This window comes from Desulfosporosinus hippei DSM 8344 (genome assembly GCF_900100785.1).
Classification (GTDB): domain Bacteria; phylum Bacillota; class Desulfitobacteriia; order Desulfitobacteriales; family Desulfitobacteriaceae; genus Desulfosporosinus; species Desulfosporosinus hippei.
Window position 1 is genome coordinate 171,747 of sequence record NZ_FNCP01000007.1, and the last position, 12,839, is coordinate 184,585.

The following is a 12,839-nucleotide window of genomic DNA, read 5'->3' on the forward strand; positions in this document are numbered from 1 at the left end:
TTTCAGCTTAGGGGCCTTGAAATCCCTTATTTTATCCGATGACTACCAGCCGTAAGACTCCCATCTTCTATAAGTTGGGAGATAACGGCTGCTACGTCCCTGGATAAGTTCTTCTAAGCTTCAGCTGGAGTAAGTATTCCTCTTAGGCAAACTCCATCTGAAGCTAAGAATCACTTGATCTTTTTTGGGCTGGCATGTTTCTTTCGTTTAACATCCTTTGGGCCCTCGGGTTTACTTTGGGGCTGAACCCGATCGGACTTAATTACAACACTTTTTTTAGCATTCCCTGGTGATCCTTTATAAGAAGAAGATTTTCCCGGTACCTCTTTAGCAGATGGATCCTTTTTCTTCATACCAGATCGTCTGGTAGGCTTTTTACCTTTTTTACTACCCGCCTCATTTTGAGCATCTTTGACATAATTTCTAGGGCGAATTAAACATTTTGGCCCAAAGCCAATTAGATCTTCCCGATGAGCTAAGCGTAGAGCCTCTTCAACCAAGGCTCGATTTTTAGGATTACGATATTGAATCAATGCCCTCTGCATTGCTTTTTCATGCATACTTCTTGGAATATAAACTGGTGTCATTGTCTTAGGGTCTAAGCCTGTATAGTACATACAAGTTGAGAGAGTTCCAGGGGTTGGAATAAAATCCTGCACTTGCTCCGGATTTACACCCATATCCCGAACATATTCAGCTAATTCAACAGCTTCCTTAATTGTGCTTCCAGGATGTGAAGACATTAAATATGGAACTAAATATTGTTGCTTCCCTAACTTCTCATTGGCCTTACGAAACTCCTGAACAAACTCTTCGTAAACACCTTTACCCGGTTTGCCCATGAATCTAAGAACCTCGTCACTGACATGTTCTGGAGCAACTTTTAATTGACCGCTGACATGATGCTCACAAAGCTCACGAATAAACTTTGATTTACGATCCGCTAGCACTGCATCATAGCGGATACCTGAGCGGACAAAAACTTTTTTTACTCTAGGCAAGCTGCGCAGGCGGCGCAAAAGATCAATATACTCCTCATGGTCAACCTCTAATTTTGAGCACGGTTCAGGAAAAAGGCACTGTCTATGGGAACAGGCTCCCTTGGATAATTGTTTCTTACAAGCTGGTCGTCGAAAATTAGCTGTTGGACCACCTACATCATGAATATAGCCTTTAAAACGAGAATTCCAAGTCATTTTCTCTGCTTCGCGAATAATCGATTCAGCGCTTCTGCTTTGAACGATTCTTCCTTGATGAAACGTCAAAGCACAAAAAGAGCAAGATCCAAAACATCCTCTTACACTTGTCAAGCTGAACTCTACTTCTTCAATTGCCGGTACTCCCCCCGCCTCTGTATAAGATGGGTGATAAGTTCCTGTATAGGGCAAAGAATAAATTGCATCCATTTCTGCCTGATTCAAAGGTATGGAGGGTTTATTCTGCAAGACACTTTTTCGACCATGGGATTGTACCATTGGCTTTCCTGTAAAAGGATCTTGCTGATTGTATTGTATCCAAAAAGCTGAAGCATATTTTTTCTTATCCTTTGAGACTTCTTCAAAGCTTGGCAGGACCAAAGTATCTTCTTGAAGTTTACTGCTCTCTGAAAGTAGCACCATAGTCCCTTTGACATCTGTTATCTGTTCAATTTGTTCCCCTGTATCCAGCCGTTGAGCAACTTCCACAATGGGCTTCTCACCCATCCCAAAGACCAGCAAGTCAGCCTGACTATCCAGCAGAATGGATCTTCTAACCTCATTACTCCAATAGTCATAATGGGCGAAGCGCCGGAGAGAAGCCTCAATCCCCCCAATAATTATGGGGACACCTGGCAGAGCCTCTCTTACACGATTAGAATAAACAATCGTCGCTCTGTCGGGACGAAGACCCGACTCTCCTCCTGGAGAATAAGCATCCTTGTGTCGTTTCTTTTTAGCAGCAGTATAATGATTAACCATTGAATCCAGGTTCCCGCCAGAAATCAAGCAGGCCAAACGAGGCTTTCCCATTACTTTAAATGTTTTAAGATCTTTCCAATCAGGTTGAGCTATAATTCCAACCCGAAACCCTTTTTTCTCTAAAACACGAGCAATGATAGCTATACCAAAACTAGGGTGATCCACATAGGCATCTCCGGTAATTAAGAGAAAGTCAAGTTCATCCCAGCCTAAAGCCTCCATATCTGCTTTACATATTGGCAAAAAGTTTAGTGTGCGCATTGTTTCACCTTTCTATCGTTAACCTGCTCAGCTAACGCTGAACAACAAGTCTTCAGTAAATATACTACCCTATTCAGGTCTTGTCCAGCGAACTGCTGCGGAGGTATATGTCTATACCTCTTAAAGCTTAGGAAGAAATCACCCCCACTTGTTAAAAGTGGGGGGCATCGCCTGTTTAAGGGACAATAGTTTTTGCTTCGATTGTATTTCGAATTATGTTTACCTCTACACGACGATTTTTAGCCCGTCCTTCGGGTGTTTTATTCGTGTCAATGGGCTGGTACTCACCATATCCGATAGAACGAAATCTAGCCTGGTTAATGTTATTAGATTGCAACAGATACTTCATGAAATTTAAGGATCGTCTCGAGCTTAAATCCCAGTTTGAATCGAATTCAGCGTTTTTAATTGGAATATTATCAGTATGCCCTGCAACCTCCACTTTGTAGTCAGGATACATATTTAACATGTTTGAAATAACGGTCGCTAGCTTTTGCGCTTCTGGTTTTACAATGGCTTTTCCTGAATCAAATAAGGCATAGTCTTGGATTGTAATCCTCAACATATCACTGGTAAGCTTAGTCTGGAGCTGCATAGTCAAGCCATTTTCTGCAATAAATGTATCCAGATTTTTCTTAATAGCTTCCATGTCATTCTTCTCTTTATTCAGCATATCTTTTAAGGCTTGATTTTGACCAGTGCCATTCTGCTCTAAGCTTGCAACATCACTAGGAGATACATCATCCAATTTAATAGAATCAGATGCTTCAAAAATGTTCACTCCGCCATTAAAAGCGCTATTTAAGCCCGCCATTATCTGGGTGTACTTTTTTTCGTCGACTTGACTAGATGCAAAGAGGATAATAAATAAAGCCAATAATAAGGTTAATAAGTCTGCATAAGGAATCAACCATGTCTCATCAATATGTTCTTCATGATGCTCTTTCTTATGCTTTTTCACCTTTTTCTCCCTCCATTACTTGACGCTCACTAGGGGTGAGGAAGACCGCTAATCTTTGGTTGATCGATAATACTGGCTCACCGGCCTGAATCGCTAAAAGACCCTCTGCCATCATCATCTTGATTTGGGTTTCTTTTTTGGATTTTTGCTTTAATTTATTAGCCATGGGATGCCACAAAACGTAACCGGAAAAAATCCCCAGCAAAGTTGCAACGAAAGCTGCGGAAATCAAATGACCTAATTTTTCTACTTCGTTAAGATTACCTAAGGCTGCAATCAAACCAACAACTGCGCCTAAAACTCCTAGCGTCGGTGCGTAGGTTCCTGCTTGAGTAAAAATAAGCGCCCCTTGTCTATGGCGATCCTCCATGGCCGAGATATTCTCCATAAGCACTTCTCGAATAAATTCCGGGTCGTTGCCATCGATAACCATGCGCATCCCATTTCTCAAAAACTCATCTTCAATCTCCTCAGCCTTACTTTCCAGTGATAACAAGCCCTCTCGTCTGCTGACAGTTGCCCATTCCCCAATTTGATTAATTAAGTCACTTCTTGAAATTAATACTTGGGAAGTAAACAAAATCTTAAATAATTTGGGAACTGCTTTTAATTCATCTAGTGGAAAGCCGATAAATATAGTTGCTGCGGTTCCTACAAAAATAATTAAAATCGCTGCCGGGTTTACTAGAGATGAAAGGCTGGCGCCTTTCAAAACCATTCCTACGCCTACGGCAATGACTGCGAGTACCAAACCAATATACGTCGATTTTTCCATACTAAATTTGTCCTTTCTTTTATCGAATAGTAGATTATTATTCAATATCGGTTCGACAAATTCCTTTAAAATTCTTAGCTGGAAATAAAAAAAGCCATTAAATTAATGAATCCAAAATATAAACTAAATTGATATTCTCAAATACATATAAAATGCTTGGCGATTTTGCCAAGCATTTTATTATTAAATCTCTTAATAGGATTCCTTAACGGGCTTAATATAGACACCAAACAGGCCTATACCTTTTATCGAAAATTTATAAACTGTAATTCTAATCCGAAATCCTCTTTGCGAAGAAGAGCTATTGCTGCCTGTAAATCATCTTTATTCTTGCCGGACACTCGAATATCTTCACCTTGAATAGAAGCATTGACTTTAATCTTACTGTCCTTTAAAGCCTTGATAATTAATTTTGATTTTTCTTGAGCAATCCCTTGGACTAACTTAACCTCTTGCTTAACCGTATCACCGGCAGCAGGTTGAATCTTTCCGTATTCCAGGGCTCTTAAAGAAACCCCTCGTTTAACAAGTTTGCTTTCAAGGATATCTACCACATTGGTGAGCTTAAAATCATCATCAGATACTAAGATAATTTTATCACTCTCCAGGGAAATCGTAGACTTGCTGTTTTTGAAATCAAAACGCTGAGCCAGTTCTTTTTGAGCCTGGTTCACTGCATTTGTGACTTCTGGAATATCCACCTTAGAAACAATATCAAATGAAGAATCTTTAGCCAAAATAAACTCTCCTTTAAAGATTATTAAAGTTGATTTAATGTATCTTTAGTTAGAACAACATTATGACGAACCTGTCCTGGTTTCCCTAAACTGGGCAAAGCTTTACCGTTGAGTGTGACGGTAACCCCTCCTGCGTTGCCAATTGAAACCAGCTCAATTTTATCGGTTCCTTTAACCTCTTTACTGGTTCCCGCTGCAAAGGTGCCTTGAAAAGGTGCCTGACCGTCTATTTTAATCTCAATCCAACAGGCCTGTGTGAAAACCAGTTGCGCTGTTAAGCCATCCTGGGTTGAGGCTACTACACTGGGAGGGGAGCTGGGGGTTGGTGACTCTGGTGTAGTTTGGGAGGGTACAGTTGGTTCTTGGTCAGGTGCACTAATTAAAGGTGTCGAACTATAAGTCGGGTTTTCTGGGGTTCCCTCCGGGTGGTACAGACTTTTAATGCCTATAGCTAAAGCTATTGCCACTAGGGCCATACCCCCTATGATCAACGGCCTCACCCACGAGGGTCGTGATTTAACAATTCTTTCTGGTGATTCAATGACAGGTGCAACTTCAGGCTTTATCGAAACACTATAGAGTTCAATAACCTCATCTGGATTTAAACCCAGTTGTTTAGCATAGGTCCTCAAATATCCCTTTACATAAGTAGCTCCGGGGAGTATTCCGTATTCCTCTTCTTCAAGCGCTTGAATGTAGCGAACACGGATTTTTGTGATTTCTTCAGTTTCTAATAAGTTCCATTCCTTTTCTTCCCGAGCGAGCCGGAGCATTTGTCCAACTCCTGCCATTGCCAAAACCCCCTTTCTATACTTTCAACTCATGTCGAATGCTGTGAAACTCATAGAGATATCCTCCAAACGAATCACATCTTCTTGATGATGGCGGATTTCAATGATAAAATCCAGGTCAATTTTCAAGCGTCCATCCCGCAAAAATATATCAGGATGTTCGATTATCTTTAGTGTAGGCATTTGTAGGGTCTTTTCTAATAAGGCCCAATGTCCATCAGTTCCTCGCGTAGTACTGGTGATGCCATCAATCAGAAAAATACTATTCACTGATTCATCGAGTAATAATTCAGTTCTTAAGGCTTGCCGAATGATTGTAGAGGACAATAGTATCCACCGTTTATTGGCGTAGACACAAGCCGCAATTGCCGCTTCCGTTTTACCTACACGAGGCATACCTCGAATTCCAATAACCTGATTTCCGCCTTCTTTTATAGTATCTCCTAAAAAGTCTACCAGCACACCTAATTCTTCACGGACAAAACGGTAAGTCGGTGGATTTACCTCGACCATGTCTAAACGTTTACCGTGACGCAGAGCAATTCGATCCAACAATGTAGGTTGTCGAAAGGCTGTTACTTTAATTGCTTCTACTTCATTTAAGGCATTAAGTAATGCTTGTACTTTACCCTCAGAATGAGTTTCTAAAAGAAGGCCTCGGCTTTTGGGTTCTATTCCGGTAACAGTTATAATATTTAGCCCGAGCATGCCTATCAGTGTTGTCACTGCGCCGAGCAAGCCTGGTTTATTTTGCTGAATGTCATATTCAAGATACAGTAAATTTTCCGCCTTGTTGGGCCACCTTCTCATCAAGATAGCACTCCAACTCCCTTATTGCCCTCTCGGGCTTTTCATAATTTATATAATAGAGATATTTAGAATTTGGTTCATTAGGATAAGCATATAGCCTATCATAGTAATCTACAAGTAATAGCTCAGTAAATTTATCCAGACAATTTGTGTCTAACAAAGCCTTCAGTTCATTAACCTTTATATGCCCTAAGGTCTTTATTAGTCTTTCTAAGGCTACTCTAATCTCCTGGATTGCATTAGGCACTGAGGTATACTCCAATATAAGACGCTGAACCCGATTTTCCAAGTTATCGCATTGAAGTATTTGGATACCCTCTTGCATCTCCGTATAGAAGCTTGCTGGTAAAGACACTCTTCCAATACGTTTGCTCTCGCACTCTACAATAATATAAGAAAAATCTCTTAATGATGCAAGTTCTTCATACAATAATCCTTCAAATTTTTTTTGGGAAGGAGGTTCCCCTAAACCCATTGCCCCAAAAACCGAACCTCGATTATTGGCCAGTTTCTCTAAATCAATAGCTGGATATCCATCTGCTCGAAGACGTTTCAATAATTCCGTCTTCCCTACCCCCGTATTTCCACGAAGAACGACAACCTGAAATGGCAGTTTCTTTTGAAAGTATTCTACAACTTGGTTGCGATAGGCTTTGTACCCGCCTTGCAGACGATATATGGGGATACCCATTAAATCTACGACAGTCGCTATAGACTTACTGCGCATACCGCCTCTCCAGCAAAAAAGAACCAATGGGCCTTTTTTCGCAAGTTCACCAACTTGATTTATTAAACTTGGCAATTTGGGACTAACAATATTTAAACCCAGTTCTCTAGCCAAACTCGGTGAAGTCTGAGTATATGTTGTTCCTATTTCAGCACGTTCTTCGTTATTAAAAAGAGGAATATTGAAAGCCCCTGGGATTGTTGCCTCAGCATATTCTCCCTCTGAACGCACATCGATCAGAATTGGTTTATCTAGATTTCGTAGTTCTTCGACATTGATCTCCTTAATCATCTTTACTTCCTTCCAGTTCGATATACTTACTTAATATCATAAATCCTTAGGAAGTATTATGCAACTATGGAGCGATTTCATCACCCCATTGACCATGTTTTAACTCAAACTGCCCCCTTGTCATCAACACTTCTCGAGGTTTAGAGCCTTCGTAGCCACCTACAACCCCTTTGCTTTCCAAAAAATCCATTAAACGGGCTGCTCGCGTATATCCAATGCGTAATCGTCGTTGTAAAAGGGAGACAGAAGCCGCTCCACTTTCAATGAAAAGCTGGGCTGCTTGATAAAATAGTTCATCCTCCATCTCTTCCTTCTTAACATCTCCGATATCCAGGTTTGGTATTTCTTGATACTCGGGCTTCGCCTGGTTTTGTAAGAATGAAACTACATTTTCTACCTCTTTATCACCCAAATAACATCCCTGCACTCGAAGGGGCTTACTATTACCCATAGGATAGTAAAGCATGTCGCCACGCCCTAATAGTTTTTCTGCCCCATTCATATCCAAAATAGTTCTTGAATCCGTCTGGGAGGATACTGCAAAAGCGATTCTCGAAGGTATGTTTGCTTTAATCAAACCGGTTATGACATCAACCGACGGTCTCTGGGTAGCAACGATTAAGTGAATTCCTGCAGCACGAGCCATTTGGGCTAAGCGACAAATCGCATCCTCCACATCACCCGGTGCAACCATCATCAAATCTGCCAATTCGTCTATGATCACTACAACATAAGGTAATGGTGGATGTTCGTCATTTTTATCCTGAGAACGCAGAAAATTATATCGGACAATATCTCTGACACCCGCAGCAGCAAATAACTCGTAACGAGTCTCCATTTCCGTAACAATCCACTTTAAAGCGCCTGCTGCCTTCCTGGGATCTGTCACAACTGGTGCTATTAAATGAGGAATCCCATTATAATTGGCCAATTCCACCATTTTAGGATCCACTAACAAAAACTTTACTTCATCCGGACGAGCATTGAAGAGGATACTATGGATTAAGGTGTTAATACATACTGATTTTCCTGAACCTGTTGCCCCAGCAATGAGAAGGTGAGGCATTTTAGTCAAGTCAGCTATCACTGGGGTTCCCGTGATATCTTTTCCTAAACACAAAGCCAGCTTACTCGTAGTTTCTTGATATTCAGGTGTTTCTAGAACTTCTCGGAAATGAACCATAGAGATTTCCTTATTCGGCACCTCGATACCGACCACAGATTTTCCGGGAATTGGAGCCTCGATCCTTACATCCGCAGAGGCCAGGCTTAGTGCTATATCATCTGCTAAGTTGGTTATTTTACTCACTTTAACGCCTGGTGCAGGTTGGGCCTCATAACGTGTAATCGCCGGCCCTTGCGTGACCTGAGTGACTTTAACTTTTACACCAAAACTTCCTAAGGTTTCTTCCAGAATCTTAACGTTATCTGCTAAGTCCTTATTTAGTCTGGGATTTTTAATTTTGAGAGATTTATTTAGTAGCATAACTTGAGGAAGCTGAAAATTTCCGTCTTCTCGAGTCTGACGAGAAACAGGCGTGCTTGTCACTTTTCCTGGAGGCATAATCGTATTTTCAAGCACTGGATTGGCCATCTTTTCGAAACCAATCTGCCCTTTAGGAGGTGTGTTGGTTTCCTCAGAAGACACATTATGGTCTTCTAGGGTTTTGATCACCAGTGGCCGTTCCACGACATCAGGATCAAGAACTCGAGTTGTTTTTAGAGAGGTACTTTTCTTAGTTGGGTTTTTGACAGCTTTTAAATCCGGTTGAGCTGAGAATTCTTTTTCCTTAACTTCCTCCAGATTGGAATTTTTAAGGACATCAATAAAATTACCCATTTGATTTTTCATCCATTGTCCAGACTCTCTTCCAGCCAATCCGACTTCTTGTACACCTTGAACCAGCGAACGATTAGTAATGAGTAAAGCTCCCATTATCGAAGTCATGATTAGGACGACATAACTTCCTGGAATTCCTATCGTTGTTTTTAAGATTGTCGCAATACCTGCTCCAAAAAGCCCACCGCCATGCCCCAGCATACCTGCGTCTATCATTTCAGCTGGAGAAAAGCCCTCGATATCTGGCAACTGAAGGTGCAAGATTCCAACTAAAACTAGCCATAAAAGGATCACTCCTAAGGCCTTATATCCTAAACGCGGAGTTTGTTTATTCATAAAAGCAAGCCCCCATACCCCAACCAATAGGGGAATCGTAACCCGACCATTGCCTGCTAACACGGTAAGAATATGTTTAATTTGTAGTCCGATTACACCGCTTTTATCCGAGAAGATTGTGACCAATCCCAAACAGGCCATTCCCACAACAAAAACTCCAATTACTTCGTTGCGTATAGTTTCTTTTAAAGAGTTTACTTTCAGATTAATCTTTTTATTTACCGTACGGCGTTTCTTAGCCCTCGCCAATGAACCAGTCCCCCAAACATCAATAATTTAATAACTTAGAATACGACTTTATACAGTACAGATAAGTTTGTCCTAACTCTATTTAATTCCACACAGGAGAGAATATTCCTGTTTCTTTATGAAATAGAATTAGAAATCTCTAAAACCCTTAACTCAACGATAACTCAAAATAAATGCCTAAGCCAAGTGCCGGACTTAATGTCCAAGTTATCCCTATACTCATAGATGGCGGGAAGACACCCTCTAACATAGGCGCAACCTTTAAGCAATTATGACTATGAAATATCATACCAGTTCTTTTTACTAAAATAAGAAAAGCAGCTTTCGCTGCTTTATTCCGGGTTATTGTTTATTTCTTCAGATCTCGAAGGGATTAAGCTATTTAGTTCTTTAAAAGCTTCTTTCACTCCACCAACTGCTTGGATCAATCCGGCATCAACTGCTTCTTGTCCAATTAGGATTGTCCCAATATCTTGAGCTAAATCTCCTGTAGTGAACATGAATTTTTCCAGCTTATCAGGCGTTATCTTAGAATGAGAATAAATAAATTGATTAATACGTTCTTGCATTTTTCGAAGGTACTCAAACTGTTGATGACCATTGATAACTAATCCCGTATACCTGATGGGGTGAACAGTCATTGTCCCCGTAGGAGCAATGAAGCTTTTTGTACAACTTACAGCAATAGGAATCCCAATACTATGACCACCGCCCAGAACCAATGATACAGATGGTTTACTTAAGCTATTGAGCATTTCTGCAATCGCTAATCCAGCTTCCACATCTCCACCGGCAGTATTTAGAATCACCAGTATCCCTTCAGTATTGGGGTTTTGCTCAACTGCCAACAGTTGCGGAATAATATGTTCATACTTTGTCGTCTTGGATTGGGCAGGCAGAATTTGATGTCCTTCAATTTGTCCAATAATTGGCAAACAATATATCCGTTCAGATACACTAGGAATTTGAATCTGTCCTAATTCCTTTAAATTTGATAAGGATTCATTTTTATCGTCTTCAGGTGAAGCCTGTTCATTAGAAAGCACTCATGAAACCTCCTTCTCTAAGTTAAGAACCTTTTCAGGTATCTAATACCTGCCATTAACTACATAAAAATTGCTATTCATGTGCGGTTCTCTTTTATTATGGAGGTTTTTCCTTAAATAATACATTTTAACTGGCGCTAAATTATAATCATAGTGACATATCTGCTTATGTGGGATTGTTCAATAAGTTCCGATAAACATCTAAGCCCTCGATTACTTCATCTATGGGTAGGTTCCCATTCTCCAATTCCACAAGTGTCTTCCCTTTAAGCCTTTCGTAAAAGGCGAATCCTTCATCGACGATTTCACCCGTATTGATTGTCACAATCATTTTAAATAGAACATCTTCAGCCTTGTCGTATCGTCCGGTAAATTCATAATATCGGAATAGTAACTGATTACTTTCTTTCGGTATTTTATATTTTTTAAGAACACCAACAATTTCATTGATTGTCTTATAACTATTATGTCCATGTGAACTCTTGGCTAAAATCAATTCTATAAGTATATTCAAACTTTTGAGATACAAGTTGACACTTCGCCCTGTATCCTCTTTATCGACATCCGCTTTCAACTTCAACATTTCAGCTAGGGCAAAACACTTTTCCATGTTCGTTTCCTTTCCACCACTTATAATGCTGATTAAGTCTTTATGTGAAAGTTTAAGTAATGTTTCTTCACTCATGCCTGTTAAATCATAAAGTGCTTCATTGACTATTTGATGACATTCCTCAATTTTGGTCTTTGATTTGGATCCTAGAACCGCAGCGACTGCTATAGACAATTGCTCAATCATTTTCATAATATAATCGTTTTTATACATATGACCTCCATAGTCTGTGGGGTGACCAAAACACATATCCTTATTATACCATATCGTCTCTTGCTAATGTATTGCCTTACAGTTAATCGGATGCAAGACACCTTTCGCCACACTGCGGCATATAATGCACTCTCCAGCAATGTGGATCCCGAAGGGATGGAACCTCGACTCTCCTCCAAATTCGCCCACGTCGGCGAATTTGAGTAAGCTTAATTAAGCTTTTACAAGCATTACGCCACACTGCGTCCCGAAACGAATTCTCCTGCAGTGTAGATCGTGGAACCCCGACTCCCCAAATTCGTCAGTACTGGCGAATTTGAAACGACCAAATGGGGTAGCAACGATGACTAAAACAAACGAAAGACCATCTGGCGATAACCTACTTTCCCAGGGGCTATGCCCCGAGTATCATCGGCCCTGGAACCAAAGGCACGATAGTGTCCAGTGGACAGTATCGCCGAGCCACCCACCCCAAAGGAACGCTTCGTGGCGAAGGGGAGCCTTTCGCCACACTGCGTCTCGTAACGCACGCTCCCTGCAGTGTGGATTCTTAACTTCCGTGTTCGTGTATACGAAAAGCGGATGAGCTTTTCGCCACACTGCGTCTCGAAACGAATTCTCCTGCAGTGTGGATCGTGGAACCCCGACTCCCCAGATTCTTTCATTCGTTTCGTATCAGTATTACAAAACACAGACAGACTACCTCGTTAGAGATAGTCTGTCGCATGTTACCTGGCGATAACCTACTTTCCCAGGGGCTATGCCCCAAGTATCATCGGCCCTGGAACGAAAGGCGGACGAGCCTTTCGCCACATTGCGACTCGTGACGCATACTCCTGCAATGTGGATTCTTAACTTCCGTGTTCGGTATACGAAAAGCACGATAGTGTCCGGTGGACAGTATCGCCGAGCCGCCCTACCCCAAAGGAACACTTCGCGGCGAAGGAATGAGCTTTTCGCCACACTGCGTCCCCAGACGCATTCTCCTGCAGTGTGGATCGTGGAACCCCGACTCCCCAGATTCTTACATACAATCACTGGATTAAAAACAAGCGACAGACTACCTCGTTAGAGATAGTCTGTCGCTTGTTTACCTGGCGATAACCTACTTTCCCAGGGGCTATGCCCCAAGTATCATCGGCCCTGGAGGTCTTAACTTCCGTGTTCGGTATGGGAACGGGTGGAACCCCTCCGGCATAATCACCAGATGTCTGAGATATTCGCTTTCTTTCGA

At 41.3% G+C, this 12,839-nt stretch carries 11 protein-coding genes and 1 rRNA gene; all 12 read right to left on the reverse strand.

Going from position 1 to position 12,839, the window contains the following annotated elements; translation table 11 throughout:
• Positions 1-170: 170 nt before the first annotated feature.
• On the reverse strand, positions 171-2,219 hold the full coding sequence (locus tag BLS16_RS08440; RefSeq protein ID WP_092332231.1) for a YgiQ family radical SAM protein: 2,049 nt from the start codon (positions 2,217-2,219) through the stop codon (positions 171-173).
• A 175-nt stretch (positions 2,220-2,394) separates the two neighbouring features.
• Positions 2,395-3,180: a flagellar motor protein MotB gene (locus tag BLS16_RS08445; RefSeq protein ID WP_092332234.1), complete on the reverse strand. Its 786-nt coding sequence runs from the start codon at positions 3,178-3,180 to the stop codon at positions 2,395-2,397.
• Entirely contained in the window at positions 3,167-3,955 is a 789-nt protein-coding gene (motA, locus tag BLS16_RS08450; protein WP_034602104.1) for a flagellar motor stator protein MotA, read from the reverse strand. The genes BLS16_RS08445 and motA overlap by 14 nt, the downstream gene beginning before the upstream one ends.
• A 245-nt stretch (positions 3,956-4,200) precedes the next feature.
• Positions 4,201-4,692 (reverse strand): YajQ family cyclic di-GMP-binding protein, encoded by a 492-nt coding sequence (locus tag BLS16_RS08455; RefSeq protein ID WP_014903581.1) that lies wholly within the window; start codon positions 4,690-4,692, stop codon positions 4,201-4,203.
• Between the two features lie 23 nt (positions 4,693-4,715).
• Positions 4,716-5,483, reverse strand: coding sequence for a helix-turn-helix domain-containing protein (locus BLS16_RS08460; RefSeq protein WP_092332235.1), 768 nt, complete (start codon positions 5,481-5,483; stop codon positions 4,716-4,718).
• A 24-nt stretch (positions 5,484-5,507) separates the two neighbouring features.
• Positions 5,508-6,293, reverse strand: a complete 786-nt coding sequence (locus BLS16_RS08465; protein ID WP_092332238.1) for a DUF3388 domain-containing protein — start codon at positions 6,291-6,293, stop codon at positions 5,508-5,510.
• Positions 6,250-7,311 carry a tRNA 2-selenouridine(34) synthase MnmH gene (gene mnmH, locus BLS16_RS08470; RefSeq protein ID WP_092332240.1) on the reverse strand — a complete coding sequence of 354 codons (1,062 nt, stop codon included), beginning with the start codon at positions 7,309-7,311 and terminating at the stop codon, positions 6,250-6,252. The genes BLS16_RS08465 and mnmH overlap by 44 nt, the downstream gene beginning before the upstream one ends.
• 64 nt (positions 7,312-7,375) lie before the next feature.
• On the reverse strand, positions 7,376-9,736 hold the full coding sequence (locus tag BLS16_RS08475; protein WP_092332243.1) for a DNA translocase FtsK: 2,361 nt from the start codon (positions 9,734-9,736) through the stop codon (positions 7,376-7,378).
• A gap of 332 nt (positions 9,737-10,068) precedes the next feature.
• A complete protein-coding gene (locus tag BLS16_RS08480) occupies positions 10,069-10,782 on the reverse strand; it encodes a ClpP family protease (protein ID WP_092332246.1) in 714 nt (237 codons plus the stop codon).
• A 166-nt stretch (positions 10,783-10,948) separates the two neighbouring features.
• Positions 10,949-11,605, reverse strand: a complete 657-nt coding sequence (locus tag BLS16_RS08485) for a DUF6483 family protein (RefSeq protein ID WP_092332248.1) — start codon at positions 11,603-11,605, stop codon at positions 10,949-10,951.
• A 347-nt stretch (positions 11,606-11,952) separates the two neighbouring features.
• The gene (locus BLS16_RS23145) at positions 11,953-12,135 is read right to left on the reverse strand and encodes a hypothetical protein (RefSeq protein ID WP_143015516.1); all 183 of its coding nucleotides are present in this window, start codon (positions 12,133-12,135) and stop codon (positions 11,953-11,955) included.
• 562 nt (positions 12,136-12,697) lie between these two features.
• Positions 12,698-12,813, reverse strand: a 5S ribosomal RNA gene (gene rrf, locus BLS16_RS08490).
• Between the last annotated feature and the right edge of the window lie 26 nt (positions 12,814-12,839).